At 71.6% G+C, this 26,323-nt stretch carries 22 protein-coding genes, 1 tRNA gene and 1 pseudogene; 17 read left to right on the forward strand and 7 right to left on the reverse strand.

The genetic code is table 11. The features are described from left to right. Positions 1-83 precede the first annotated feature (83 nt). On the reverse strand, positions 84-1,493 hold the full coding sequence (locus tag AC0B61_RS10850; protein WP_471740298.1) for a coiled-coil domain-containing protein: 1,410 nt from the start codon (positions 1,491-1,493) through the stop codon (positions 84-86). A 135-nt stretch (positions 1,494-1,628) separates the two neighbouring features. On the opposite strand from AC0B61_RS10850, the gene AC0B61_RS10855 reads away from it, so the two are divergent. After that, positions 1,629-1,700: transfer RNA gene (locus AC0B61_RS10855), tRNA-Val, on the forward strand. A 79-nt stretch (positions 1,701-1,779) separates the two neighbouring features. Here AC0B61_RS10855 and AC0B61_RS10860 read toward each other — a convergent pair. Continuing rightward, entirely contained in the window at positions 1,780-2,103 is a 324-nt protein-coding gene (locus AC0B61_RS10860; protein WP_471740299.1) for a hypothetical protein, read from the reverse strand. 795 nt (positions 2,104-2,898) lie between these two features. Here AC0B61_RS10860 and AC0B61_RS10865 point away from each other — a divergent pair. Then, positions 2,899-3,453 (forward strand): hypothetical protein, encoded by a 555-nt coding sequence (locus AC0B61_RS10865; RefSeq protein WP_471740300.1) that lies wholly within the window; start codon positions 2,899-2,901, stop codon positions 3,451-3,453. A gap of 733 nt (positions 3,454-4,186) precedes the next feature. Here the strand turns inward: AC0B61_RS10865 and AC0B61_RS10870 are convergent. Next, positions 4,187-4,882, reverse strand: coding sequence for a hypothetical protein (locus AC0B61_RS10870; protein ID WP_471740301.1), 696 nt, complete (start codon positions 4,880-4,882; stop codon positions 4,187-4,189). A 718-nt stretch (positions 4,883-5,600) separates the two neighbouring features. Between AC0B61_RS10870 and AC0B61_RS10875 the strand changes: the two are divergent. Together AC0B61_RS10875 and AC0B61_RS10880 are read left to right on the forward strand one after the other, a co-directional pair. After that, a pseudogene (locus tag AC0B61_RS10875) lies at positions 5,601-5,799 on the forward strand (transposase); the annotation flags it as partial. Between the two features lie 118 nt (positions 5,800-5,917). Then, complete coding sequence (locus AC0B61_RS10880) at positions 5,918-6,472, forward strand: hypothetical protein (RefSeq protein WP_471740302.1); 555 nt, start codon at positions 5,918-5,920, stop codon at positions 6,470-6,472. A 431-nt stretch (positions 6,473-6,903) separates the two neighbouring features. Here AC0B61_RS10880 and AC0B61_RS10885 read toward each other — a convergent pair whose 3' ends face one another. Beyond that, positions 6,904-8,112, reverse strand: coding sequence for an IS630 family transposase (locus AC0B61_RS10885; protein ID WP_471740303.1), 1,209 nt, complete (start codon positions 8,110-8,112; stop codon positions 6,904-6,906). Positions 8,113-8,401: 289 nt separating this feature from the next. Between AC0B61_RS10885 and AC0B61_RS10890 the strand changes: the two genes are divergently transcribed. The 7 genes from AC0B61_RS10890 to AC0B61_RS10920 all read left to right on the forward strand — a co-directional run bounded on the left by AC0B61_RS10890 (position 8,402) and on the right by AC0B61_RS10920 (position 17,612). After that, entirely contained in the window at positions 8,402-9,106 is a 705-nt protein-coding gene (locus AC0B61_RS10890; RefSeq protein WP_471740304.1) for a VIT1/CCC1 transporter family protein, read from the forward strand. A gap of 109 nt (positions 9,107-9,215) precedes the next feature. Further along, positions 9,216-11,729, forward strand: coding sequence for an ATP-dependent Clp protease ATP-binding subunit (locus tag AC0B61_RS10895; protein WP_471740422.1), 2,514 nt, complete (start codon positions 9,216-9,218; stop codon positions 11,727-11,729). A 148-nt stretch (positions 11,730-11,877) separates the two neighbouring features. Further along, positions 11,878-13,101 (forward strand): sensor histidine kinase, encoded by a 1,224-nt coding sequence (locus AC0B61_RS10900; protein ID WP_471740305.1) that lies wholly within the window; start codon positions 11,878-11,880, stop codon positions 13,099-13,101. Then, positions 13,098-13,775 carry a response regulator gene (locus AC0B61_RS10905; protein ID WP_471740306.1) on the forward strand — a complete coding sequence of 226 codons (678 nt, stop codon included), beginning with the start codon at positions 13,098-13,100 and terminating at the stop codon, positions 13,773-13,775. The genes AC0B61_RS10900 and AC0B61_RS10905 overlap by 4 nt, the downstream gene beginning before the upstream one ends. 197 nt (positions 13,776-13,972) lie before the next feature. Next, a complete protein-coding gene (locus AC0B61_RS10910) occupies positions 13,973-14,290 on the forward strand; it encodes an SHOCT domain-containing protein (RefSeq protein ID WP_471740307.1) in 318 nt (105 codons plus the stop codon). Continuing rightward, on the forward strand, positions 14,287-15,042 hold the full coding sequence (locus tag AC0B61_RS10915) for an ABC transporter ATP-binding protein (protein ID WP_471740308.1): 756 nt from the start codon (positions 14,287-14,289) through the stop codon (positions 15,040-15,042). Before AC0B61_RS10910 ends, AC0B61_RS10915 begins: the two co-directional genes overlap by 4 nt. Then, on the forward strand, positions 15,039-17,612 hold the full coding sequence (locus AC0B61_RS10920; protein WP_471740309.1) for an ABC transporter permease: 2,574 nt from the start codon (positions 15,039-15,041) through the stop codon (positions 17,610-17,612). Before AC0B61_RS10915 ends, AC0B61_RS10920 begins: the two co-directional genes overlap by 4 nt. A 93-nt stretch (positions 17,613-17,705) precedes the next feature. Here AC0B61_RS10920 and AC0B61_RS10925 read toward each other — a convergent pair whose 3' ends face one another. From AC0B61_RS10925 to AC0B61_RS10935, 3 genes are all read right to left on the reverse strand, one after another. Continuing rightward, entirely contained in the window at positions 17,706-18,590 is an 885-nt protein-coding gene (locus tag AC0B61_RS10925; protein WP_471740310.1) for a metallophosphoesterase family protein, read from the reverse strand. 127 nt (positions 18,591-18,717) lie between these two features. Continuing rightward, a complete protein-coding gene (locus tag AC0B61_RS10930) occupies positions 18,718-19,011 on the reverse strand; it encodes a DUF4190 domain-containing protein (protein WP_471740311.1) in 294 nt (97 codons plus the stop codon). Positions 19,012-19,067: 56 nt separating this feature from the next. After that, positions 19,068-19,223: a hypothetical protein gene (locus AC0B61_RS10935; RefSeq protein ID WP_471740312.1), complete on the reverse strand. Its 156-nt coding sequence runs from the start codon at positions 19,221-19,223 to the stop codon at positions 19,068-19,070. Between the two features lie 242 nt (positions 19,224-19,465). Between AC0B61_RS10935 and AC0B61_RS10940 the strand changes: the two genes are divergently transcribed. From AC0B61_RS10940 to AC0B61_RS10965, 6 genes are all read left to right on the forward strand, one after another. Further along, entirely contained in the window at positions 19,466-20,095 is a 630-nt protein-coding gene (locus AC0B61_RS10940; RefSeq protein WP_471740313.1) for a TetR family transcriptional regulator, read from the forward strand. Between the two features lie 153 nt (positions 20,096-20,248). After that, positions 20,249-21,076, forward strand: a complete 828-nt coding sequence (locus tag AC0B61_RS10945) for a S1 family peptidase (protein WP_471740314.1) — start codon at positions 20,249-20,251, stop codon at positions 21,074-21,076. Between the two features lie 276 nt (positions 21,077-21,352). Further along, on the forward strand, positions 21,353-22,846 hold the full coding sequence (locus tag AC0B61_RS10950; protein ID WP_471740315.1) for a S28 family serine protease: 1,494 nt from the start codon (positions 21,353-21,355) through the stop codon (positions 22,844-22,846). Positions 22,847-23,034: 188 nt separating this feature from the next. Continuing rightward, positions 23,035-23,715 carry a TetR/AcrR family transcriptional regulator gene (locus AC0B61_RS10955; protein ID WP_471740316.1) on the forward strand — a complete coding sequence of 227 codons (681 nt, stop codon included), beginning with the start codon at positions 23,035-23,037 and terminating at the stop codon, positions 23,713-23,715. Further along, entirely contained in the window at positions 23,699-25,384 is a 1,686-nt protein-coding gene (locus tag AC0B61_RS10960) for an acyl-CoA dehydrogenase family protein (RefSeq protein ID WP_471740317.1), read from the forward strand. The genes AC0B61_RS10955 and AC0B61_RS10960 overlap by 17 nt, the downstream gene beginning before the upstream one ends. After that, the gene (locus AC0B61_RS10965) at positions 25,381-26,262 is read left to right on the forward strand and encodes an amidohydrolase family protein (RefSeq protein WP_471740318.1); all 882 of its coding nucleotides are present in this window, start codon (positions 25,381-25,383) and stop codon (positions 26,260-26,262) included. The genes AC0B61_RS10960 and AC0B61_RS10965 overlap by 4 nt, the downstream gene beginning before the upstream one ends. Positions 26,263-26,323 lie beyond the last annotated feature (61 nt).

The following is a 26,323-nucleotide window of genomic DNA, read 5'->3' on the forward strand; positions in this document are numbered from 1 at the left end:
ACCAGCAGTCGACGGATCTACCGGCCGCCGGGCCCACCGGCCGCCGGGCCCACCGGGCTGCTCGCTCTACCCGGCCGCCGTGTCTACCGGTGCCCGCCCAGGTCGCCGCGGATCAGCCCGATCACCTGCGCCGCCGACTCCCGCACCGCCGCCAACTCGGTGAGGAAGTACCAGTAGTCGGGGTGGCGGCCGGCCGCCTCCAGCGTGGCCACCGCACGGTCCAGCCGGGCCACCGCCTCGTCCAGCGGGGCGGCGTGCCGCGGGTCCGGGGCGCTGCGCCCCGCCATCGCCAGCCGCTGCGCGTCCCGGATGGCGAAGCGGGCGCGCTCGACCTCCCGGTGCGGGTCGTGCTGCACCTCGTTCAGCTGGCGCAGCCGGTCGTTCACCGCCGCGACCGAGCCGTCCGCGGTGTCCAGCAGCGCCCGGACCGTACCGATCGCGGCGGTGGCGTCCGCCCAGCGCTGCTCGTCCCGGGCCCCGGCGGCCTCGGCGAGCCTGCGTTCGGCGGTCCGTCCGGTCTCCGCGACCTGGTCCGGCACCCGCTGCAGGTCCTGCCAGCACGCGGAGCTGAACCGGCGGCGCAGCTCGCTCAGCGCGGGCTCGACCGTCGCGGCCTTGGTCTCCAGCGCCTGGATCCGGGTCCGCAGGCTCGCCACCCGCCGGTCGATCTCCCGCGCCCGTTCCGGCAACTGCGCGGCGTCGGCGGCGATCGCCTCGGCACGCTGCTTCACATCGTCCGCGCGCTGCAGGGTGCCCGCCACCCCGTGTCGGGCCGGGCCCTCGTTCAGCCGCCCCAGCTCCGGTGCCAGCTCGGCCAGCCGGGCCGCCAGATCGTCCGCCCGCAGGCCCGCGCCGCGCGCCCCGTCCAGCGCGTTGGAGGCCACGAGCAGCGCCCGCTTGGCCTGCTCGACTGCCGGCGTGACCCGCATGAGCTGCTGCTCGGCGTGCTGCAGGGTCGGCTGCAGGCGGCGCAGGAAGTCGTTCAGCTCCGCCCGTGCCGAACCGAGCTGCCCCTTCACGTCCTCCAACTGGCGCCTGGCCTGCGCGGCCGCACCCGCGTCCAGGGCCTCGCTGTCCAGGTTGTGGGCGTCAAGGGCACCCAGGTAGTTCACGGTGACCTGGTCGACCCGGCCCGAGATGGCCGCCAGCTCGGCCAGCGAACGCTGCGCCGTCGCCCCGTCCTCCGCCGCGCGGACGGTCTCCACCGCCAGCTGCACCTCGCGCTGCGTCTCCTCCAATTCGAAGAACGCCTCCTGCGCCGCGGCCCGGGCCTCCCTCGCCCCCGCCCGAACACCCTCGCCGCCGCCCCGCCGACCCCACCAGCCACTGCTCCCGGCCGACGCCAGACCGACCGCCCCCAGCGCACCCGCCAGCACCACCGGCAACACCAGCGCGTCCGCCAGCGCACTCCCCGCCCGCCGCCGCCCCCGCCCGCTCCCGCCGGCCACCGTCACTGCGCGCTCCCTGCTCCGACCCGCTGATCCGGCCCCCATTCTCCCCGATCCCCCCACCCACCCGTCACCCCCTCCCACCCCACCCGCCCCACCCCCTCCCCGCGCCCGGACCCACACCACTCCCGGGACCAGGTACCCTAGGCTCTCGTCGTGCGCCCACCGGGCCACGACCGGGGGCGCGTAGCTCAGTGGTAGAGCGCTGCTCTTACAAAGCAGATGTCGGCGGTTCGAAACCGTCCGCGCCCACAGCAAACATGCAGGTCAGAGGGCCGTGGTGCCAGCTCGAAGGAGCTGGCGCCACGGCCCGAAACACATTGAGAACACATCATGCCGCAGCGGCGTCGACAGCTGCCTCCAAGTCAGTGACTTCGGCGGCGAGCTTGGCCGCCTTCTTCTGCGCCTTCTCGGCCTTCTTCTTCGCCAGCGCGAGCACCTTCGACCGCTGGCGGTCGAGCCGGTCCGACACCTCATCCAGGCGGTCCGGCCAAAGGTGACGGTACGTGTCCAGCGTCAGGGTCGCGGTCTTGTGGCCAACATCGTCCGGCAGTTTTATACCCGCCTGGATCGTCAGTTGGTGTGGCGCAGGCATGATCCACTCGACGTAGCCAGCGCGACCACGGAAAATGACCTCCCGCTGCGGTGGTCCCACGGGTGAGAGTGACTGGAGCTGAACAGCACGTCCCACGGCAGGGCTTGGGAGTTCCCCTGGTCGGCATCCTTGGTATCCAGACCGATCCGTTCGTTGACCGTGGCTGCCCGCAGCACATCCTGGGGCACGGAGAACAGAACTTGGTACTGCTTAAGTCGCGCACGGTCATTGACATGCGGCACTGAAGGTCCTCGCTGGCGACAGCCCGGACTGTGCCGCGAAGTTAGACGGTGATGTCGTCTGCTGGCACGGCGAGTAACGAGTAGGTTGGGCATCCCACCCGTCCGCTGATAGGGCATTTCTTCCGGGCGAACGGCCAGCCGCGGACCACCTCCGGACCTGACACGATGCTAGCCACCACCTGTTTCTGTGCCAGGAGCCAGGATTCTCGGTCGAGGGGTCGATGGGATGTTCACATCGGCACTCTATGAGCCCGAGGTTGGCGCGTTAAGCCGCCCGCCGAAGCCGCCATCGCCGCCCGTGGCACCGGCGGCTTCGGCGAACGCGATGCCGGAGTCGCCCATGCCACCGGGACGGCCTGTGCAGCCGGAACGCCAGGGGCGGCAACCGATGACGTCGTGGTGCGGCTCTGTTGAATCTTCCGCAATTGCCACTCCATAGTTGAGCCGCTAGCGTGGTTTCTATACAAAGTCTCATCCTGACGGAGAGTGAGGAATTCTTGAGCGAAGTCGGGGCTTCACCATGATTTAACATGCATGATTGGAGGAACTTGCGATGAAAATTCCTCGCCCCTGGCGATCTCCCGCGTTGCCCGCAGCCTGCATTGTGGCACTGATGGGCCTCCAGACCGCAGGAGCGGCCGTCGCACAGACCGCCACACTCGAATCGGGGCCAAGCGTGGTTGCACAAGCCCCCTCCCAGACGCCCGAGGAGGCCTGCGCCGTAGCCAACGCCGGTAGCTGGACGGTCATCGTGAACTGCTTCCACGGGGAGGTGGGCGTCGCCCGCGCGTGGCTCGCCCAGATTTGCACCACTCCCCTTGCGGCGGTCCCCGCCGTCGCGGATCTCTGCCGGATCCAGATCACCGGGACCCGGATCCACACCGAAGGTCCCCTGGTGTTTCTCACTGTCGAGTTCCGTGACCTTCCCAATCAGGCCAGAGGGTTCTCCTTCGTCGGGATCAAGAGTTCTCATTGGGCCTACGAGAAGCATTCATTCGACAGCCCGTCCTACGGTCGCGTGCACCTGACCAGCACTGGCGGGTCGATCGACTATCCGTTCAACCAGAGCTGCGGCACGGGCCATCCCTCCGAATCCGACGTGCAATTCTGGATCAACGACCTCCAGGGGAACAATCAGGCAACCACCACTGCCCACCTGAAGTGCTGACCGGTGAACTCCGCTGGGGACGCATTGGCTGGGCCCGCAATAGGGGTACGTGGGTACGCCCCGTACGACTGGCGGAACCTTGGCGATCTCAGGCGTTGGCGAGGCTGAGGCTCTCTGAAAACGGCTCTGACCGGATCCGCGTGAAGGCCACCGTCTCGCCCTGCCGAGGGCCTGTCGGACCTGTCCGCGAGAATGTCGCCGTGAACAGCTTGGAGCAGTTGGTCGGTCGGGTCGCGGCCAAGGCGGCCGAAAGTGAGCGGCTACAGCCCTCGGTCTCAGCGGAGGTTCTGGACGAGGCCGAGCAGAGACTGGGGTTCCGACTGCACCCGCTTCTGGCCGCGCTGTATCTGGAGGTGGGATGGCGGGTTCGGCCCCATGGACTCGCTGCTGCCTCTGACGGGTGGGTCGAATCCGGCGGGAGAGGAAGCAGTGGCCGAAGGCTATCTGGGGAGGATCCCGCCTGAGGATGCGGACACTTGGTGGTCGTGGCCCAAGGGTGCCCTGCCGATCCTGGACCGGGGTTGTGCCATGTTCACGTGCGTCGACTGCCGGAGCGGGAACGGGACCGTGCTCCTCTTCGAGCCGAATGCGATCAGCGGCAAGGATCATGGTTCGTGGACGCAGGTAGTCTCGCCGAGTGGAACTGGATCAGCTGCTGGTCCGCTGGGCAAGGCGGCGTTCGCACTATGGCGGCACACTGCTTGACCAGCCAGCGGCAGCGCTGGGTCGCCGCTCAGACGGCCTTGGCGGGCCATGTCGTCACTTCGAGGCTTAGAACGCCGTAGATGTAGTCGGGGTACGAGAAGTCGATGATCTTCGCGGAAGTGACTGCTCCGCTGCTCGTCATCATGCAGAGGGTCGCCCCGGTGCGAATGCCCATCGAGCGGGTCGCTTCCTTGTGACCCGTGTCGTTGGTGAACTCCTTGATGCTCCCGGTTCGAGCGGCTTCTCGGCATGTCTGCTCCTTGACCTCTGCTCCAGGGGGCAGTGCGGCGGCCAGGTTGCCGAAGATCACGGTTGGGGCGCCGACGTCGTGCACCACGATCTCCGCAGCCGTTCGCTCCTTCGGCGTCATGGCGTCCCAGTCGTCGGCTGTGACCAGCATGGATACCGGCTTCGTCTCTGGGGCGTCCAAGTCGACTAGCTGGTAGCCGTCCTTCACCCGAGCGATGCGTAGCGAGACGCTGCGGGCCTTCGGCGGCGGCACGATGGCGGTGGTGGGAGGGCTGCTGGCGACGACTGGTGGTGCGGGCAGTGATGTACGGGCCTCCGGCGATGGCGATGGCGATGGCGGTTGAGCGGAAGGTACGGAAGTGGGCGGCGGTGCGGCCTTAGTGCTCGACGAATCATCATGGGAGGAAAGGGCGGTGATGGTCGCTGAAAGCGCCGCGAGGGCCGCCACGACCACGAAGCCGACGAGGAACATCACCGCAAGGCGTCGATTCTCCGGGGTGTCCGGAGCGTCGAAGTGAACGCCGCGCTCCGAGAGCCGGGCGCGGAGGCGGCCCGGGGACGGTGGTGAGCCTGCTGGGTGGTTGCCCGCACTTGGCTGGGGCGGTTGCCGGCGCCTGCGTGGCGGCTTCGGGGCGCTGGGTGGGTTCGTGTCCGCTCCTGAGATGAAGCCTGGATAGGGAAGAGAGTTTGACAGACATTCAAGGCCGTTTGGCGACAGCGTGGTTGAGGTCTGTACATGGCGTTGCTCGAGGCCTGACCTCGGACGGTTCGGGCCACTGTCGGTGTGCTGGGCGTAGACCCCCCGAGGTCTCTCGGAAGCCGGGAGTGGGTCGCCTGGTCTCCTGGGTTCAGCGGCCGCACAGACCGGCCGCGAAGCCGAGCGGGAGAGCCAAGGCGGTTCTGTGGGGGAGAGTTGAGGACAGGGGGGCACGGGCTTGGTACTGGTCGGACGCCAGCGCCTGGCGGTGGGTAGGCGCAGCTTGCGGCGGTTCTAGTGTGGCGTGGCACCGAGCTCCGGCCGTGCGCTGGGCAACGTCGTGTTCGCCTGGCTTGTGTGGTGGGTGAACAGCAGGTGGAAGGGGGCCGGAGCGGACCCGCTCCGGCCCCCTCGGACATCGCTACGCCACGATGACCTCGGATCCGAGTTGGTCGTCGCGTTCGGGAGTGCTAAGGCCTGTCTGAGAATTGATCTTGTGGCTGGTAGAGGTGAGTTGACGGATGCGGCGTGGCAGCGGATAGCGCCCTTGTCGCGCAGGTGGACGGCGCGGCAGTCCGTGGCGTGATCACCGGCAGGTGGTCAACGGTGTGCTGCGGCGATTGCGGACAGGGTCACCGCGGCGTGATCTCCCGGAACGGTACGGGCCGTGGCAGACCGTCCACGAGCGATTCGCCTGGAGGCTGGTGCGCGCCCCCTTGAGCTGCGGGTCCGTACCGGTTGTGGCGAAGCCTTGACATGGCGTCACAGGCTGAGAACCCTGGTGTTGTACTCCAGGGACGCGAGGGACACGGCATGCCATGGGTTGACGAGAGCGGGCGCCACCAGGGTTTCCCGGCGGCGGTGTTGGGGGACGGCAGCGAGCCGGCGCCGTTGCCGGACGGGCGTACCACCTGGTGGCTCTACAACGGTGCGGACGGTCCTCGGGCCGTTGCGGTGCGCGGTGGTTGCAGCTGCGGCTGGCGGGGTGAGCGGGCGCATCTGTTGGATTTCGGTGACGACGAAACGACCGAGGCGGTGGGCGAGGCCACCGGGCCGTTCGCGGACTGGGAGTGGCACGTCGACCTGGCTGAGGGCGTCGTGCCGCGCGAGGTCGAGGAGCTGGTCGCGGCACTGGTAGACCGGATCTGTGACCTGACGGAGAGCAAGCCGTACACCGCCGCCCGTGCGGCCGCCCGGTTCGAGCGCGCCGCCGGTTCGACCGCGCTGCTGGCCGGCCGAAAGGCCCGCAGCAACCTGATGACCTGGGAGTACATCGGCCGCGCCTTCGGATGCGGGCCGGAGGAGGCGCTGGAGCGGTTCGGCGAGATGCCGCACGAAGTCGACCGGGGTGATGAGGGCGAGCTCTGAGGTGTCAGTGCCCCTGGTGAGGTTGGCGCGGGGAGCCCCGCGTCAGCGTGCGCCCGTACGAGGACAAGACCCGGTGGAACGACGGCTGGCCGGTTCCCGAGCGCGCCGCCGCTCCGCCAGCTTGGCATCATGACGGTCGGCAGATCAGCACCGATCCGGAACTTGCAGGTCGCGTCCGACGGCTGACGCGCCGGCGGCGAACGCCGACCGGGACGCGCCGGATCTCGCTTCCAGGCCCCGAACAAGACCGAAGCGCCGCCTCCTCCGGCAAGAGTCAGCGGCGCTCCGGTGCGAAACCAGCGCCAGGATAGTCCGGGAGTTTATCTGGCAGTGCAAGTCGATATGGCGACTGAGGAAGCTCATAGTGCGCTTGGTGTCAGGCGCGCCCACCGTTCCTAAGTGGTCGGCTCCGGAGGTCCTTCGGGGGTTGATCAGGCAGCCAGGGCGACGGAGGATTCTTCTTGTCGGTCGGCGGGTGTGTGTCGGTCGAGCCGGGCCAGCAGGTCGTCCAGGTCGGAGGTGGTGAACTTCCACTGGAACGGCTGTGCCGTGGCGTTGTAGCGGTGTTCGAATGCTCGGAGCCGGTCCCCGACCTGGGTCAGGTCCGTGAAGTCGTTAGGTGAGACGACCTTGCGCTGGACGACGGAGAAGTAGATCTCCACCTGGTTCAGCCAGGAGGCGTGCACGGGGGTGTGGATCATCACCGCGTTCGGAAACCTGCTGGCCAGGCGGTCGATAGCCCGCTGGCCGCGGTGAGAGGAGCCGTTGTCGACGATCCAGAAGACGCGTTTGGCGCTGGCGTAGGGCTCCTGGGTCATGACCTGCTCGACCAGGGCCATGAACGGCATGATGCCGGTCTTGGGCTCGCAGCGGCCGAAGACCTTCGCGCGGTGGATATCGTAGGCGGCCAGGTAGGCCAGCGCGCCGCCGCGGCCGTACTCGTGGTTGACGCGCATCGCCCGGGCCCGGCCCGGGGCCAGGGTCGGATGGCAGCGGCAGCGGGCCTGGACGGAGGTCTTCTCGTCGCTGGGGAGGACGTACTCGTCCTCGCCCAGCGGGACGCCCTCGAACGTGCGGGCGTAGAGGTCCAGGACACGCTGGGCCTTGGCGCGGAAGTTGGGGTCGCGGATGAAGATCCAGGACCGGTACTGCCAGGGCTTGAGCGCGTCTTCGCGCAGCCAGCGGCGCACGGTGGACGCGGAGACGCTGCCGGTGATCCCGCGCGCGGTCAGTTCGGCGGCCAGCTCCGGGCAGGACCAGTGCGACAGGGGCGTACCGGTCTCGGCGGGTAACTGGCAGGCCAGCGCCTTGGCTTCGGCGACCTGCACGGGGGTGAAGCGGCAGGGGCGTCCGGAGCGTTTGCGGTCGGCCAGGGCCGGCAGTCCGCCGTCGGCGAACCGGCCCCGCCAGGCGCGAACCGTGTCCAGGTGCAGGCCCGTCTCGCGGGCGATGCGCGCGTTGGAGCGCCCCCGCGCCGCGTCCAGGACGACCTGCGCGCGCACCCGCAGCCGGTACTCGGTCTTGTGGCCGTAGGCCATCTTCTTCAACCGCTCGCGCTCGGCAGCGGTCGGGAATATCGGGCGGCCGCACACGAGATAACTCCACTCCCCGCCCCAGACCTCGGACGAGCCGACACGCACAACCAGCTCCAAGGTCAACCCCCGAAGGACTTCCGAAGCCGACCACTAAGATGTCGGCGGTTCGAAACCGTCCGCGCCCACCACCACCCGAGGGCCGGTCCAGGAGGTACACGCCTCCTGGACCGGCCCTCGGCAGTTCTGCCTCGGGCGGCTGCTGAACGGGATGGCCGTGGCGGCCGGGGCGGCCGGTGGATGTCGTGGTGGGGCGGGAGACGTGGTTGTGGGTGGCGGGGGTAGAGGGGGTGGGTGAGGATCGGGGGACCGGTCGGGTGCCTGGGAGTGGTGGACGGTGGCTGAGCAGGTCGGGGAGTCGCGGGCGGAGCTGTCGTCGCGCCTGAACTGGCTGCGGGCGGCGGTGCTGGGGGCGAATGACGGTGTGGTGTCGACGGCGGGCATCGTGACCGGGGTGGCCGGGGCGACGGGTTCCCGGGCGGCGCTGCTCGCGGCGGGGGTGGCCGGTCTGTTGGCGGGTGCGATGTCGATGGCGGCCGGCGAGTACGTGTCGGTCAGTACCCAGCGGGACACCGAGCGGGCGGCGTTGGCGAAGGAGCGGCGGGAGCTGGCGGAGGATCCGCAGGGGGAGCTCGACGAGTTGACCGACTACTACCGGGGCAGCGGGCTGGCGGACGACCTGGCCCGGGATGTGGCGGTGGCGCTGACCGAGCGGGATGCGCTCGCGGCGCATGCGCAGACCGAACTGGGCATCGACCCCGAGGCGTTGACCAGTCCGTGGGAGGCGGCGCTGGCCAGTGCGGCCGCGTTCACGCTGGGGGCGCTGGTGCCGCTGTTGGCGGTGCTGCTGCCGCCGGAGTCGTGGCGGCTGCCGGTGACGGTGGTGTCGGTGGTGGCCGCGCTCACGCTGTCGGGTTGGGCGAGTGCCCGGACGGGCGGGGCCGGGCCGGCGCGGGCGGTGGGGCGCAACGTGACGGGCGGGCTGCTGGCGATGGCTGTGACGTACTGCGGCGGCGTGCTGTTGGACCACTTCACCGGTTGACGGCGAGCCGTCGCGGGCGGGGCGCGGTGCCTTCCGGCTCGACAGGCGGGGCGGTACGGCCTGTGTTTGTGTGGCTGCAACCGCTTCGGAGAGGTGAAGTGCTGTGACCATGCCCCCGTTCGGATCGAACGACCCGTTCTCCGACCTGCTCAGCCGGTTCTTCGGGATGAGTCCGCTGGCCTCCCCGCCCGCCGTGCAGCGGGTGCCGATCGGGCGGCTGCTCAGCGAGTCCTCGCAGGAACTGCTCGCGCTGGCCGCGCGGCGTGCGGCGGAGGACGGTTCCAGCGACCTGGACACCGCCCACCTGGCCTGGGCGGCCACCCGGGTGGATCCCTCGCGCCGGATGCTGGAGCGCGCGGGCATCGACCCGGACCGGCTGTCCGACGACCTGGAGCAGACCCTGCCGTCCGGCACTACCGACGGGGTGGACGGGCAGCCGGCGCTCACCCCGTCCGCCAAGCGCGTCCTGCTCGCCGCGCACGCCCGTTCGCAGGCGGCCGGCGCCTCGTACATCGGGCCGGAGCACATCCTCGGCGCCCTGCTGGACCAGGAGCGGTCCGGCGCGGGCGTGGCGCTGCGCAATGCGGCGCCCTCGCAGGAGGCGCTGAAGTCGGTGCTGGAGGAGCGCGGCAGCGGTGGTGAGCGCGGCGGTACGGGCGCGCAGCCGAGCGAGACGCCGACGTTGGACGAGTACGGGCGCGACCTCACCGAGGAGGCGCGCTCGGGGCGGCTGGACCCGGTGGTCGGGCGGGCCGAGGAGATCGAGCAGACCGTCGAGATCCTCTCCCGGCGGACCAAGAACAATCCGGTGCTGATCGGCGAGCCGGGCGTCGGCAAGACCGCGATCGTCGAGGGCCTGGCCCAGCGGATCGTCTCCGGGGACGTGCCGCGGAGCCTCCGGGAGAAGCGGGTGGTCTCCCTCGACCTGACCGCGCTGGTGGCCGGTTCCAAGTACCGGGGCGAGTTCGAGGAGCGGCTGAAGAACGTGATCGACGAGGTCACGGCGGCCGAGAAGAGCGTGATCCTGTTCCTGGACGAACTCCACACCGTGGTCGGTGCGGGCGGTGGCGGCGAAGGCTCGATGGACGCCGGCAACATCCTCAAACCCGCGCTCGCGCGCGGCGAGTTGAGCGTGGTCGGCGCGACCACGCTGGACGAGTACCGCAAGCACGTGGAGAAGGACGCCGCGCTGGAGCGCCGCTTCCAGCCGGTGCTGGTGCCGGAACCGACCGTCGAGGAGACCATCGAGATCCTGCAGGGACTGCGCGACGCCTACGAGGCGCACCACCAGGTGCGGTTCACCGACGAGGCGCTGGACGCGGCGGCGACGCTCTCCGACCGGTACGTCAGTGACCGCTTCCTGCCCGACAAGGCGATCGACCTGCTGGACCAGGCCGGTGCGCGGGTGCGGCTGCGCAGCCTGAGCGGGTCCACCGAGGCGACCGGCGTGCAGGACCGGATCACCAAGCTGAAGCGGGAGTTGGAGGAGGCCGTCGCGGACGAGGAGTTCGTCCGGGCGGCCAACCTGAAGACCGAGCTGCGGCAGACCGAGGACGAGCTGGCGGCGATCGCCGACTCCCGCGAGGAGGTCGTCGACGTGACGGCCGACGACATCGCGCAGGTGCTGTCCTCCCGGACCGGCATCCCGGTCGCGGAGTTGAACGCGACCGAGAAGGAACGGCTGCTCAAACTGGAGCACCACCTGCACGAGAAGGTGATCGGCCAGGACGAGGCGGTCACCGCCGTCTCCCAGGCGGTGCGCCGCGGCCGGGCCGGGATGGGCGACCCGGAGCGGCCGACCGGCTCCTTCCTCTTCCTCGGGCCGACCGGCGTCGGCAAGACCGAGCTGGCGAAGGCACTCGCCGAGCTGCTGTTCGGCGACCCGGACCGGATGATCCGCTTCGACATGAGCGAGTTCCAGGAGAAGCACACCGTCTCCCGGCTGGTCGGCTCCCCGCCCGGGTACGTCGGCTACGACGAGGCCGGGCAGCTGACCGAGGCGGTGCGCCGCAAGCCGTACAGCGTGCTGCTCTTCGACGAGGTGGAGAAGGCGCACCCGGACGTCTTCAACCTGCTGCTCCAGGTGTTGGACGACGGGCGGCTGACCGACGCCCAGGGGCGTACGGTCGACTTCCGCAACACCGTGGTGATCATGACCAGCAACATCGGCTCGCAGCGGATCCTGGACCACGCGGGGAACGTGGATGAGATCCGGGACGACCTGATGCGCGACCTGCGGCGGCACTTCCGGCCGGAGTTCCTCAACCGGATCGACGACGTGATCGTCTTCCACGCGCTCACCCGGAAGGACCTGCTGTCGGTGGTGGACCTGCTGCTGGAGCGCAGCCGGCGCCGGCTGCGGGCGCAGGGCGTCCGGCTGGAGGTGACCGACGCGGCCAAGGAGTACCTGGTCAACCGCGGGTACCAGCCGGAGTTCGGGGCCCGGCCGCTGCGCCGGACGATCCAGTCGGAGCTGGACAACCGGGTCTCCAACCTGCTGCTGGACGGGTCGGTGCGGGAGGGGGACACGCTGGTCGCGGACGTGAGCGACGGCGAGCTGGTGGTGACCCTGGCACGGGCGGAGGCCGCGGCGGCCTTCGGGGCAGCGGAGGGGGAGGCGTAGGCGGCTGCGGTCTCGGGGGCGGGTGCGTAGGCGGCTGCGGTCTCGGGTGCGGGCGCGGGCGTACTCCGGCGGGAGTACGCCCGGACGCCACTGGTGGAGGACGCGGGGGGACGGGGCGCGGGTCTAGCTTGTGGGCATGATGCCGCCCATGTCGCAGCCGCCGGAGCCGTCCGCGTCCGCGGAGGAGCCGCCCGAGCCGTGGCGCCCCCCGTGGGTGCGCGCGGCCAAGGCGGGCCTGCCGCTGGGGCTTGCGGTGGCGGTCGCCGTGGTCCAGGTGGTCGGCTCGACCTTCGCCGCGCACAACCAGCACGGGCGGGCCCCGCTGGACGTGTTCGGCTACCTCCTGCTGGTGATCGGCCCGGCCCTGCTGGTGCTGCGCGTACGCCGCCCGGTCGCCGCGGCGGCCGGCACCTCGCTGGTCACCGCCGGGTACCTGGCCGCCGGGTACCCGTACGGGCCGGTCTTCGTGAGCTGGCTGGTCGCCTGCTGCGCCGCGATCGCCGCCGGGCACCGCCGGGCGGCCTGGGCCGGTCTGGGCGGGGTCTACCTGGTGCACGTGCTGGTCACCTTCGCGCTGCCCGCCGGCTGGCAGCGCGCGGCCCCGCCCGCCGGCTCCCCCTGGCTGCCGGAACTCGGCCTGCTGGCCTGGCTGTTGCTCATCATGGCGGCAGCCGAACTGGTGCGGTTCCGGCGTGAGCGGATCGCCGCCCACCGGGCCTACCGGCAGCAGCTGGAGGAACGCCGGGCCAACGAGGAACGGCTCAAGATGGCCCGGGAGTTGCACGACATCCTGGCGCACAGCCTGTCGCTGATCAACATCCAGGCGGGGGTGGCGCTCGCCCTGCTCGACCGCCGGCCGGAGGAGGCCCGCACCGCGCTGGTCACCATCAAGTCGGCCAGCAAGGAGGCGCTCGGCGAGGTCCGCCAGGTGCTCGCGACGCTGCGCGGGCCCGGGGCGGCGCCGCGCGGGCCGGCCCCGGGTCTGGACCGGCTGGACGAGCTCACCGAGCAGGCCGACCGGGTGGGCCTGGAGACGGAGGTCCACGAGCACGGCGCGAGGCGCGCGTTGTCCGCCGCCGTCGACCTCACCGCCTTCCGGATCGTCCAGGAGGCGCTCACCAACGTCGTCCGGCACTCGGCGGCCCGGCAGGCGGCCGTGGTGCTCGACTGGAGGGATCCCGCCGTGCTGGTCGTCCGGGTCGAGGACCCGGGGCCGGCCGTGCTCGGCGACGCCGGCGGATCGGGCAGCGGGCTGGTCGGGATGCGCGAACGCGCGGCCGCGTTCGGTGGCACCATCACGGCGGGGCCGCTGCCCGACGGCGGCTTCCGGGTCCGGGCGGAGCTGCCGACGCCGAAGGTGGAGAACGAGTGATTCGGGTACTGCTGGCGGATGACCAACTGCTGGTCCGGGCGGGCTTCCGGGCCCTGCTGGACCTCCAGGACGACCTCACGGTGGTCGGCGAGGCGGACGACGGCGAGGCGGCGCTGCGGCTCGCCCGCGACCTCCTGCCGGACGTCGTGCTGATGGACATCCGGATGCCCCGGATGGACGGCCTGGAGGCGACCAGGAGGATCGCCGAAGACCCGGCGCTGTCCTCCGTGCGGGTGGTCGTGCTGACCACCTTCGAGCTGGACGAGTACGTCTTCGAGGCGTTGCGCTCGGGGGCGGCGGGCTTCCTGGTCAAGGACACCGAACCGGCCGACCTGCTGCGGGCGATCCGGGTCGCGGTGGCGGGGGACGCGCTGCTCTCGCCGGGGGTGACCAGGCGGCTGATCGGCGAGTTCGCGGCCCGGTCGAAGGCACCCGAGGCGGCGGCGCAGGGACTCTCGGACGTCTCGATGCTGACCGAGCGGGAGCGCGAGGTGCTGGCCCTGGTCGGGATGGGGCTGTCCAACGAGGAGATCGCCCGGCGGTTGGTGGTCAGCCCGCTGACGGCGAAGACGCACGTCAGCCGGGCGATGGTGAAGGTCGGTGCGCGCGACCGGGCGCAGTTGGTGGTGCTGGCGTACGAGTCGGGGCTGGTGCGGCCGGGCTGGCTGGGCTGAGGGCTGCCGTCCGGGGTGAGGGGCAGGGGCAGGGCCTACTTCCGGCCCGGCGTGGCGCGGGGCATCCGTACTCTCCCGGGAGTATCCCAACTGCCGCTGCTGGTAGGACGCGTGATGAGACCCCTCGGCGGGACGCTCTAGACACCTCGGGAACCACCCGAGGTCGTGGAGGCCCACCACCGAGGAGTTGAACGACCATGTATACGCAGCTGGCCGACTGGCACGGCCCCGGCCCCTGGATCCTGCTGGTTCCCCTGGTCTGGATCGCCGTGGTGTTCCTGGTGATCCTGCTGCTGCGCCGGACGGTCTGGCGGCGTCGCGGCTGCGGCTTCGGGCACGCGTACGGGGCCGGGTCCGGGGTCTGGTCCGGGGGCGGATCCGCTGCGGAGCACCCGCTGGCCGTCCTGGGCCGCCGCTACGCCGAGGGCGACATCGACGCGGAGGAGTACCGCGCCAAGCGGGCCGTCCTCAGCGAGCCCCACCGGGACGACGACCGGGAAGGGGACACCAGGTGACCACCCTCGATGTCGTACGCGGCACCGCCGCCCGGGTCGCCGACGCCGTGAAGATCCACGGCGTCGGCGGCACCGAGGTCCGGGCGCTGAACCACGTGACGGTGGAGTTCCCGGCCGGGCGGTTCACCGCGATCATGGGGCCCTCCGGATCGGGCAAGTCCACCCTGATGCACTGCGCGGCCGGGCTGGACACCCTCACCGCCGGCACCGCCTGGATCGGCGACACCGAACTCGGCTCGCTCAATGACCGGCGGCTCACACTGCTGCGCCGGGAGCGGATCGGCTTCGTGTTCCAGGCCTTCAACCTGGTGCCCGCGCTCACCGTCCGGGAGAACATCACCCTGCCGCTCGACCTGGCCGGGGCCGCCCCCGACCACGCCTGGCTGACGGCGCTGATCGACGTCGTCGGCCTCGGCGACCGGCTGCAGCACCGCCCGAGCGAGCTCTCCGGTGGCCAGCAGCAGCGGGTCGCGGTGGCCCGGGCCCTGGCCGGGCGGCCGCAGGTGGTCTTCGCCGACGAGCCGACCGGCAACCTCGACTCCCGCACCGGCGGCGAGGTGCTCGGCCTGCTGCGCCGGGCGGTGGACGAGATGGGGCAGGCCGTGGTCATGGTCACCCACGACCCGACGGCCGCCGGCTGGGCCGACGAGGCGCTGTTCCTCGCCGACGGCCGGCTGGTGGACCGGATGGAACGGCCCAGCGCCGGGCTGGTGCTGGACCGGATGAAGGCCTTCGAACGGGGGCGGTCATGAACGCCGCGCCCGTCCGGCTCAGCCTGCGCTCGCTGCGCGCCCACAAGCGGCGGCTGGCCGGCACCCTGCTGTCCATCCTGCTCGGGGTGAGTTTCCTGACCGGCACGATGGTTCTGGGCGACACCCTGCGGGCCAACTTCGACACCCTCTTCGCCGACGCCAACGCGGGCACCGACGTCGTGGTCCGCAGCGCCGACGTCCTGGACTCCCCGGGCACGGCCGGCGGAGTACGGGCTCCGGTGGACGCGGCGCTCGCCGACCGGCTGCGCACGGTCCCCGGCGTGGCGGCCGCCGAGCCGTCCGTCCAGGGCGCGGGCCAGCTCATCGGCAGCGACGGCAAGCCGATCGGCGGCCAGGGGCCGCCCACCCTGGCGGGCAACTGGCTCACCGACGGCCGGCTCAACCCCTACCGGCTGGCCGAGGGCCGGGCACCGGCCGCCCCGGGCGAGGTCGTGGTGAACCGGGGCGCGGCGAAGGCGGGCGGGCTGCGCCTCGGCTCCACCACCGTGCTGCGCACCCCCGATCCGCTGCCGGTCACCGTCGTCGGCATCGCCACCTTCGGGGCGAGCGCGGACGGCATGGGGCCGAGCACCTTCACCGCGATGACCTTCGCGGACGCCGAGCACCACCTCACGCCCCGGGGCGCGGGGCAGGCCGGCTCGATCCAGGTCCGCGCGGCCGGCGGGGTCTCCCAGCGGGAGCTGGTCGACCGGATCACCCCGCAGCTGCCCTCCGGCGTCCAGGCGATCACCGGCACGGCTGCCACCCAGGAGTCCACCCAGCTGCTGTCCGGGCGGTTCCTGACCATGTTCACCACGCTGCTGCTGGTCTTCGCCGGGATCGCGCTGCTGGTGGCCACGTTCACCATCCACAACACCTTCGCCATCGTGGTCGCCCAGCGCACCAGGGAGAACGCGCTGCTGCGGGCGCTCGGCGCGGCGCGCGCCCAGGTGCTCGGGGCGACGCTGGCAGAGGCGCTGACGGTGGGTCTGCTGGCCTCGCTCGGCGGGCTGCTGGGCGGGATCGGGGTGGCCGCCGGGCTCAAGGCGCTGTTCTCGGCGTTCGGCTTCGCCCTGCCGACCGGCGGCATGGTGATCAGCGTGACCGCCGTCGTTCTGCCGCTGTTGGTCGGAACGTCGGTCGCGGTGGGCTCGGCGCTGCTGCCGGCCGTCCGGGCCGGGCGGACGGCCCCGCTGGCGGCCCTGCGGGAGACCGGCGTCGACCGGGCCGCGCAGGGGCGCGCGGGCACCGCTCGGCTGGTGATCGGCGCGCTCCTGGCGGCCGGGGGCGTGCCGGTGGCCGTCCTCGGCGCGACCGACGGCCCGTCCGTCCTGCTCACGGCGGTCGGGGCGCTGGCGGTGCTGGCGGGCACGGTGGTGCTCGGACCGGTCGCCGCCGCCTTCGCGGTCCGGACGCTGGGCGCGCCGCTGCCCAGGCTGCGCGGGGTCTCCGGGGTGCTGGCCCGGCGCAACGCGGCCCGCAACCCGCGGCGGACGGCGGCCACCGCGAGCGCGCTGATGATCGGGGTCGCGGTGGTCACGCTGTTCACCGTGTTCGGTGCGTCGATCAAGGCCACCCTGGACACCACGGTGAGCAAGTCCTTCGCGGGAGACCTCGCCGTCACCACCGCTTCGTTCGGGGCCGGCGGCAGCGGGATCAGCCCCAAGGTGGCGGACACCCTGGCCGGGCTGCCCGAGGTGCGGCAGGCGGTCGGGCTCGGCCGGGGCGTTGCCCGGATCGACGGGCACGGCCGGACGCTGGACGTCACCGACCCGGCCCGGCTGCCCGGGATCGTCGACCTCGGCCGGGTCGACGGTTCGTTGGCCGCGCTCGGCACGGACGGGCTGGCCGTCTCCCGCAGCGAGGCGCAGCAGCACGGGTGGCGGCTCGGACAGACCGTCACCGTCGGCTTCACCGACGGCGCCGGCGGTCCGTTCACCATCCGCGCGCTGTACGAGGGCGGCGGGCTCGCCGGGGACTACCTGATAACCAGGCAGGCCTGGGCCCCGCACCGGGGGCAGGAGGCCGACACCATGGTCGCGGTCGGGCTGCGCGACGGCGTTTCGCCGGGCGCCGGCAAGGCGGCCCTCACCCGGGCGCTGGTTCCCTTCGGCAGTCCGCAGGTGCAGGACCGGGCCGAGTACGCGAAGAGCGCGGCCTCCGGGGTCGACACGATGCTCTCGGTGGTCTACGCGCTGCTGGCACTGGCGGTGCTGATCGCGCTGCTGGGCATCGCCAACACGCTGACCCTCGCGGTGCACGAGCGGACCAGGGAGCTGGGGCTGTTGCGGGCGGTCGGCCAGACCAGGGCTCAGCTGCGCGGCATGGTGCGCTGGGAGTCGGTGCTGGTGGCGGCCTTCGGCACGGTCGGCGGGCTGGGGCTCGGGGCCTTCCTCGGCTGGGCCCTGGTGCGGGCCTCGGACAGCGCCGGGACGGGCTCGTTCGCGATACCGCCCGGGCAGCTGGCCCTCGTCCTGGCGGCCGGACTGCTGGCGGGTGCGGTGGCCGGCCTCCGCCCGGCGGGCCGGGCGGCACGGCTGGACATCCTGCGGGCGATCGCGGCGGAGTAGGACGGGACAGGGCGGAGGACGGAATGGGACGGATTAAGGACGGAGTAGAAGGGGGCGGGGTCCGGAGAGGGCAGGGCCAGCCGGGGCGGAGGGTCAGCCCGTGGTCTGCGGAAACACCTCGCGCAGCAACGGGTTCGGCAGGCCGCGCTTGCGCCACTCGCGCGGGTAGCCCAGTGAGACCTCCTGGAAGGGGACGCCGTCGTAGCTGGTGCTGCGGGGGATGTGCAGATGGCCGTAGATCATCGCTGCGGTGTTGAAGCGGCGGTGCCAGTCGGCGGTCAGCTCGGTGCCGCACCACTGGGCGAACTCGGGGTACCAGAGGATCTCGGTGGGGTGGCGGACCAGCGGGTAGTGGTTGACCAGCACGAGCGGGACGTCCGGGTCGCAGGCCGCCAGCCGCTGCTCGGTCAGCCGGACGCGTTCGCGGCACCAGGAGTCGCGGTCCGGGAACGGGTCGGGGTAGAGCATCCGCTCGTCCGCGCAGACGATGCCGCTCTCGTAGGCGGCCGCCAGGGACTCCTCCTTGGTGGCCGTGCCCGGTGCACGGAAGGAGTAGTCGTAGAGGAGGAAGAGCGGGGCGATCCGGACCGGTCCGTCGGCGCCCTCCCAGATCGGGTACGGGTCCTCGGGGGTCAGCACGCCGAGGCCGCGGCAGAGCTCCACCAGGTGCTCGTAGCGGGCCACGCCGCGCAGCTGGACCGGGTCCTCGGGGTGGGTCCACAGCTCGTGGTTGCCGGGCGCCCACACCACTCGGGCGAAGCGCTCGGCGAGCAGGCCGAGGGCCCACTCGATGCTGGTGGTGAGCTCGGCGACGTCACCGGCGACGAGCAGCCAGTCGTCGGGGTGAGCGGGCTGCAGCTTCTCCACCAGGTCGCGGTTCTCCTGGTAGGAGATGTGCAGATCGCTCACGGCGAGCAGTCGTCCGCCAGTCGGGGCGGGCCCCGCCGACCCCGCGTCGCTGCGGTTCTCCGTAGTCACTCCTGCCCCCTGGGGTCGCTCGGCCGATGCAGGGCCACCCTACGTGGCGGGCCGGGCGAGCGGGGCGGGTTGGAGGGGATCAGTTGTTCGACGGCCGCAGGAGAGGCCGGAAGGAGTTGAGGACTGATCAGGAGCTGAAGTCCATGAGCACACCGTGGGAGGTGGCGGTGGTGATGGCCAGGATCACCAGCGAGGCGATGCCGAGCACCAGGCCGAGGACGGCGCGGCCGCGCCGGCTGGTGCCGCGCACCAGGGCCAGGGTGGCGAGGGTGATGGCGATCGGGCCCAGGACGATGTTGAACAGCAACAGGCCCGGGAGGCCGAGGAGGAAGGAGGCGATGGCCATGCCGTCGGCATCGGCGGTGTCCGGCCGGCTGACGCGCTGACGGTTGACGTCCTGGTGGTTGGTGACGGTGCTCATGGCGGTGCGGGTCCTCTCTGGGGAGCGGACGCGGGTGCGGTCCGGGGAGCGTCGGATCAGCGGTGGCGCAGGCGGGAGATGCCCTCGCGGGCGCCGAAGGCGAGCAGCCACGCGGTGATGGCGGCGGAAGCGGCGAGGAAGACCGGGAGCGAGGTGTGGGCGGCGGCGCCGATCAGGACGCCCATGGCGACGAGGGCGGAGAGCAGGATCACGGCTGGCTCCTTCGGTTGTGGCTCGGGCTGTGGCTCGCGCTTTGGCTGCGGTTGGGGCTGTGACTGTCGCTCGGACTCGGACTCGGACTCGGACTCGGGATCAGGTCCGGGCTCTGGCTCGGGCCTGGGCTCGGAGGGCGTCCGGCGAGACCGAATCGGTTTCGGTTGACAAGTGTTCGCTGACTTCGGTCCCACTGTACGCCGACTGGCCAAGTTCGGCAAACGACTGTTTACTGAATGGCGTGAGTCACACCGTAGGGGCCAGACAGGCCCAGAAGCAGCAGAGTCGGCGGGCCCTGCTGGACGCCGGATTGCACCTGCTGGCCGAGCAGAACCTGGCCAGCCTGGGTGTCCGTGAGGTCACCCGGGAGGCCGGGCTCTCCCCGGCTGCGTTCTACCGGCACTTCCCGGACCTCGCCGCCCTCGGTGTCGCGCTGGTCGAGGAGTCGCTGGCCAGCCTGCACGTCATGATCCGCTCCGTGCTCGCCGAGGCCGGCGGCACCGAGGAGCTGATCGACCGTGCGGTGGATGTGATCGAGCGGCATGTCCGTGAGCATCGCCCGCACGTCCGCTTCCTGTCGCGTGAGCGGCACGGTGGGGTCCGGCAGGTACGCGAGGCGATCGACGCCGAACTCGGCCGCTTCGCCACCGAGGTGGGGGCCGCGTTGGCGCTGCAGCCGGTGTCGCGGGGGTGGAGCGAGCAGGACCTGCGGATGCTAGCCGAGTTGTACGTGGACCACATGGTGTCCACGGCCTCCGCCTTCCTGGAGGCACAGGAGGCGGACCCGGCCCGGGAGCGGCGGATCGCCGCCACCGCGCGCCTGCAGCTGCGCCTGATCAGCCTGGGGCGGCGCCACTGGCAAGGGAGTTGACCCTGGCGGGGTGGGGGCCGGGGGCCTCCGGCCGTGGGCGGGGTTGCTAACCGGCCATTGCCGTCGGGAGGGTTTCTTGGTCATGCTTTGACTCTTGACAGGGGGTCATGTCCGCGACAGTTTTGGTGGACCCCCCACACCGAGAGGTCTCTCATGAAGAAGCCGCTCATAGGCATGCTCGCCACGCTCCTGATCGCAGGTGCCACTGCCCTCGCCGGAGCCGCCCCGGTCCAGGCCGCCCCCACGGCCACCGTCAACTTCGCCGGGACGGTCGGGCTCAGCAACTGTTCCGGCTCGCTGGTTCGGATGCCCGGCTCGGCCGCGAGCGACCCGGCCCTCGTGCTGTCCAACGGCCACTGCCTGGAGACCGGCATGCCCGGCCCCGGTGAGGTGGTCCTCAACCAGCCCTCCAGCCGGTCCTTCACGCTGCTCAGCGCCACCGGCGGCCGGCTCGCCACCCTGCGCGCGACCAAGGTGGTCTACGGCGCGATGACCGACACCGACGTGTCGATCTACCAGCTGAACACCAGCTACTCCTCGATCCAGTCGCGGTACGGGATCGCCCCGCTGACCGTCGCCGCCACCCACCCCGTCCAGGGCACCTCGATCCGGGTCGTCTCCAGCTACTGGAAGAAGATCTACTCCTGCTCGGTCGACGGCTTCGCCTACCGGCTGAAGGAGGCCGACTGGACCTTCAAGGACTCGGTCCGCTACACCTCGGCCTGCGACGTGATCGGCGGCACCTCCGGCTCGCCGGTGGTCGACGCCTCGTCCGGCCAGGTGGTCGCCGTCAACAACACGATCAACGAGAGCGGCGAGAGCTGCACCCTGGACAACCCCTGCGAGGTGGACCAGAACGGCGGCGTGACGGTGCGCCAGGGCATCGGCTACGCCCAGGAGACGTACGGGATCCCGGCCTGCTTCGCGGCCGGCAACCGGTTCGACCTCACACTCCCCGGTTGCGCGTTGCCCCGCCCGTAACCGAGCACCCGGCAGACCGGGCGAGGGAGCCCCGCTGACCAGCACCTTTACCCCGATGGGCCATCCGCCGACGGCGGATGGCCCATTCGGCCGTCCACCGGGCGGCCATCGCACCGCCCGCACCACCCGCACCGCCGGCGCCACTCGCACCGCCCGTACTGCCCGCACCGTCCGTACTGCCCGCACTGCCCGCACTGCCCGCACCGCCCACACCACCTGCACGGCAGAGCCGCCAGGACGGGCGGCAGCCATGTCCATTGATCACATGGAGAGTTGATGACCACCGCGTTGAGAAGGCTGCTGGTTTCCACCCTGCTGATACCGCTGCTCGCGTTCGGTGCCCTGGCGGCCCCGGCGTCGGCCGCGGACGCCCAGGGGGCGCAGGGGGCCGGGTCCGCCCACGGCCGGAGCCCCGCCGACGACCCGAACGCCGACATCAAGGACCGCCTGGCGGCGATCCCCGGGGTGACCATCACCGAGGAGAAGCCGACCACCACCGGTCACCGCTACTTCATCGCCACCTACACCCAGCCGATCGACCACGCCCGCCCCTGGCTGGGCAGCTTCCAGCAGCGCTTCAGCCTGCTGCACCGCGGGTACGACCGCCCGACGGTCTTCTACACCAACGGCTACACCCTGGGCACCAATCCGTCCCGGACCGAGCCCACCCGTCTGGTGGACGGCAACCAGGTGTCCATCGAGTACCGCTACTTCACCCCCTCCCGCCCCGAGCCGGCCGACTGGTCCAAGGCCGGCATCCGCCAGCAGGCCGCCGACTCGCACAAGCTGGTGACCGCGCTCAAGCGGATCTACCAGCAGGAGTGGCTCTCCACCGGCGCCAGCAAGGGCGGGATGTCCTCCACCTTCTACCGCCGGTTCTACCCGGACGACGTGGCGGGCACGATCGCCTACGTCGCGCCGAACAACACGGACGTCAACGACTACTCGGCCTACACCGAGTTCTTCCGCACCGTCGGCACCCCCGAGTGCCGTGCCAAGCTGAACGCCGCCCAGCGCGAGCTGCTGGTGCGTCGTGACCGCCTGGAGGCCCGTTACGTCGCCGACAACCAGGCGGCCGGTTCCACCTTCAGCACCCTCGGCACCCCGGACCGCGCGTACGAGGCGGGCGTGCTGGACGTGGTCTGGGCGTTCTGGCAGTACAGCCTGGAGTCGGACTGCGCCAAGGTGCCGGTGGCCGCCACCGCGACCGACGACGAGCTGTACGCGTGGTTCGACGCGCAGTCGGGCATCACGGGCAACAGCGACCAGTCGCTGGCGAAGTACACCGCGTACTACTACCAGGCCGCGACCGAGCTGGGCGCGCCGTTCTTCGACGTCTCGTACCTCAAGGACCAGCTGCACTACGACTACAAGGAGCTGTACTCGGCCCGCTCCTACGTGCCGAAGGAGATCCCGACCGTCTTCAACCCGTACGCGATGCCCGACATCGACCGGTGGGTGAAGCGCGACGGCGAGCGGATCATGTACGTCTACGGCGGCAACGACCCGTGGGGCGCCAAGCCCTTCCGTCTCGGCCGGGGCAGCGAGGACAGCTACGTCTACACCGTGCCCGGCGGCAACCACGGCTCCAACATCGGCAAGCTGCCGGCCGAGCAGTCGGCGGAGGCCACCGCCAAGGTGCTGGAGTGGGCCGGTCTGGGTGACCAGGACGCCGCCCGTTCGCTGGCCAAGTCGCCGCAGCTGATCCCGTCCTTCGGTCCGCTCGACGTGGAGGGCCAGCGGCTGGAGCAGGAGCGCCGCCCGCTGTAACCAGCGGCTGAGCGAGCGCCGAGCACTCCCAGTTACGCCGAGCACGCCGAGTACACCGAGCACGCTTGAGCGAACAAGGTCCCCACGTACCAGGAGGCCGCCCCTGCCCGGGGCGGCCTCCTGCCGTTCTTCCCTCCCCGCCCGCCCCGACCCTGTCCGAAGCACTGAATCAGTGCTTCACTATTTCCATGGCCTACCGACGCACGCCCGCCGTACAAGCCCGCCTGGACGCCCAGCGCGAAGCGGTACTGCAGTCGGCCGCCCTCCTGCTCGCCGAGCGCGGCTACGGCGGCTGCACGATGGCCGCCGTGGCGGACCGCGCCGGGATCGCCACCGGGAGCCTCTACCAGCACTTCGCCAACAAGGCCGAGCTGTCGGTGCAGTTGTTCCGCCGGGTGGTCACCCGCGAGATCGACGCGGTCAACGCGGCCGTCGCCCAGCGGGACTCCCCGCAGCAGCGGATCGCCGCCGTCGTCGAGACCTTCGCCACCCGCGCCCTGCGAGCGCGCCGGCTGGCGTACGCGCTGCTGGTCGAGCCGGCCGACGCGGTGGTGGACCGCGAGCGCCTGGTGTTCCGGCGGGCGTTCCGGGACGTGATCGCCACCGAGATCGCCCGCGCGGTGGCGAGCGGCGAACTGCCCGAACAGGACCCGGTGCTGACGGCCGCGGCCCTGGTCGGCGCGGTCGGCGAGGCCCTGGCCGGCCCGCTCGCGGCGGCCCCCCACCCGAGTGACGACCACCTCGGCGACAACCGACACAGCGACAACCGACACAGCGACAACCAGCACAGCGACAACACCACGGTGGTTCCCGCCCTGGTCTCCTTCACCCTGCGTGCCATGGGAGGACGCGATGACAGCGACGCATGAGGTCACCAACCAGGTACCTCTGCCGTACGGACACGACGCCGCCGCCGACCCGACCCTGCTCGCCGCCCTGGACCGGGCCGGCGCCGGCTGGGCCGAGCCGGAGTTGCGCGAGCTGGGCCGACTGGCCGGCTCCGAGCAGGCCGCCGAGTGGGGCCGGCTGGCCAACGAGAACCCGCCCGTGCTGCGCACCCATGACCGCTTCGGCCACCGCGTCGACGAGGTCGAGTTCCATCCGTACTGGCACGAGTTGATGCGCACCGCCGTCACGTACGGTCTGCACGCCGCGCCCTGGCGGGACGAGCGGCCCGGCGCCCACTCCGCCCGTGCGGCGAAGTTCCTGGTCTGGAGCCAGGTCGAGGCCGGCCACACCTGCCCGATCTCGATGACCTACGCCGCTGTTCCGGCGTTGCGCGCCAACCCGGCCCTGGCCGCCGAGTTGGAGCCGCTGCTGGCTGCCAAGGAGTACGACTACGGGCTGCGCGAGCCGCGCACCAAGCGCGGGCTGATCGCCGGCATGTCGATGACCGAGAAGCAGGGCGGCTCGGACGTCCGCGCCAACACCACCACCGCGGCCCCGCAGCCGGACGGCACCTACCGGATCACGGGCCACAAGTGGTTCACCTCGGCGCCGATGTCGGACCTGTTCCTGACGCTCGCGCAGGCTCCGGGCGGTCTCAGCTGCTTCGTGCTGCCGCGCATCCTCCCCGACGGCAGCCGCAACCGCCTCCACCTGATGCGGCTCAAGGACAAGCTCGGCAACAAGTCCAACGCCTCCGCCGAGCTGGAGTACGACGACGCGGTCGGCTGGCTGGTCGGGGAGGAGGGCCGCGGGGTGCCGACCATCATCGAGATGGTCAACACGACCCGCCTGGACTGCACCATCGGCGCCGCCTCCGGGATGCGCTACGGTGCCACCCGGGCCGTCCACCACGCCCTGCACCGGCGGGCGTTCGGGAGGGCGCTGGTCGACCAGCCGCTGATGCGCAACGTGCTCGCCGACCTGGTGGTGGAGTCCGAGGCGGCCACGATCGTCGCGATGCGGCTCGCCCGGTCCACCGACCTCGCCCAGGCCCACCTCGCCCGGTCCACCGACCTCGCCCAGGCCGTCGGGCGCACCGCCGCCGAGAGTGAAACCGAGGCGCTGGTGCGGCGGTTGGGCCTGGCGGTGGCCAAGTACTGGGTGTGCAAGCGCGGTCCGGCGCACTCCGCCGAGGCGCTGGAGTGCCTGGGCGGCAACGGCTACGTGGAGGAGTCCGGGATGCCCCGGCTCTACCGGGAGGCGCCGCTGGTGTCGATCTGGGAGGGCTCCGGCAACGTCGCCGCCCTGGACGCGCTGCGGGCCATGGCGAAGCGCCCGGAGAGCGTCGAGGCCTTCCTCGGCGAACTCGACGCCGCCGCCGGGGCGGACCGCCGGCTGGACGCGGCCGTCGCCGCGCTGCGCAAGCAGCTCACCGACCTGACCGAGCTGGAGTTCCGCACCCGCCGGCTGGTCGAGTCGATGGCGCTGGCCTTCCAGGGCTCGTTGCTGGTCCGGTACGGCAGCCCGGCGGTGGCGGACGCGTTCTGCGCCAGTCGGCTGGGCGGCGACCACGGGGCGGCCTTCGGCACCCTGCCGTCCGGGGTCGACACCGGGGCGATCATCGACCGTGCCCGTCCGGTGCCCGCGTGAGCGCCCGGGACGCGGCGGACGTCCGCGCGTTCTGGCAGGCCCTCGGGTTGCCCGGCCTGATCGACGTGCACACCCACTTCATGCCGAAGAGCGTCCTCGACAAGGTGTGGGCGTACTTCGACGCGGCCGGCCCGCTCATCGGCCGGCCCTGGCCGATCACCTACCGCGAGGCCGAGGCCGAACGCGTCGATCGGCTGCGGGAGTTCGGGGTGCGGGCGTTCACGTCCATGCTCTACCCGCACAAGCCGGGCATGGCCGCCTGGCTGAACGCCTGGGCCGCCGACTTCGCCGCCCGGACCCCGGACTGCCTGCACACCGCGACCTTCTTCGCCGAACCCGAGGCGCCCGGCTACGTGGCCCGGGCGGTCGAGGGCGGCGCCCGGGTGTTCAAGGCCCACCTGCAGGTCGGCGGCTACGACCCGACGGACCGGCGGCTGGACGACGTCTGGGGGCTGCTCGCCGAGACCGGCATCCCGGTGGTCAGCCACTGCGGATCCGGGCCGGTGGCGGGCAAGTTCACCGGGCCCGGCCCGATCGGCGAGGTGCTGGACCGGCACCCCGGGCTGGTCCTGGTGGTCGCGCACCTCGGCATGTCCGAGTACCGCGACTTCCTCGACCTCGCCGAGCGCCACCCGTCCGTCCGGCTGGACACCACCATGGCGTTCACCGACTTCGTCGAGGCCGAGGACCCGTTCCCGCGCGCCGAACTGCCGCGCCTGCGAGGGCTGCAGGACCGCGTCCTGCTCGGCAGCGACTTCCCCAACATCCCGTACCGGTACGTCCACCAACTGGAGGTGCTGGCCGGGCTGGGCCTGGGGGAGGAGTGGCTGCGCGCCGTCTGCCACGACAACGCCGCAGCCCTGTTCGGGGTGAACTGATCGGGGTGAACTGATCAGGGTGAACTGATCAGGGTGAACCGATGGGGGTGAGCTGATCGGG

The organism is Kitasatospora sp. NPDC023385 (genome assembly GCF_055664045.1).

Coding starts and splice junctions, on each gene's coding strand:
- AC0B61_RS10850 (WP_471740298.1), bottom strand. CDS start 1,493: ATGGGGGCCGGATCAGCGGGTCGGAGCAGGGAGCGCGCAGTGACGGTG.
- AC0B61_RS10865 (WP_471740300.1), top strand. CDS start 2,899: ATGGGCCTCCAGACCGCAGGAGCGGCCGTCGCACAGACCGCCACACTC.
- AC0B61_RS10880 (WP_471740302.1), top strand. CDS start 5,918: ATGCCATGGGTTGACGAGAGCGGGCGCCACCAGGGTTTCCCGGCGGCG.
- AC0B61_RS10895 (WP_471740422.1), top strand. CDS start 9,216: ATGCCCCCGTTCGGATCGAACGACCCGTTCTCCGACCTGCTCAGCCGG.
- AC0B61_RS10900 (WP_471740305.1), top strand. CDS start 11,878: ATGTCGCAGCCGCCGGAGCCGTCCGCGTCCGCGGAGGAGCCGCCCGAG.
- AC0B61_RS10910 (WP_471740307.1), top strand. CDS start 13,973: ATGTATACGCAGCTGGCCGACTGGCACGGCCCCGGCCCCTGGATCCTG.
- AC0B61_RS10920 (WP_471740309.1), top strand. CDS start 15,039: ATGAACGCCGCGCCCGTCCGGCTCAGCCTGCGCTCGCTGCGCGCCCAC.
- AC0B61_RS10930 (WP_471740311.1), bottom strand. CDS start 19,011: ATGAGCACCGTCACCAACCACCAGGACGTCAACCGTCAGCGCGTCAGC.
- AC0B61_RS10945 (WP_471740314.1), top strand. CDS start 20,249: ATGAAGAAGCCGCTCATAGGCATGCTCGCCACGCTCCTGATCGCAGGT.
- AC0B61_RS10950 (WP_471740315.1), top strand. CDS start 21,353: ATGACCACCGCGTTGAGAAGGCTGCTGGTTTCCACCCTGCTGATACCG.
- AC0B61_RS10955 (WP_471740316.1), top strand. CDS start 23,035: ATGGCCTACCGACGCACGCCCGCCGTACAAGCCCGCCTGGACGCCCAG.
- AC0B61_RS10960 (WP_471740317.1), top strand. CDS start 23,699: ATGACAGCGACGCATGAGGTCACCAACCAGGTACCTCTGCCGTACGGA.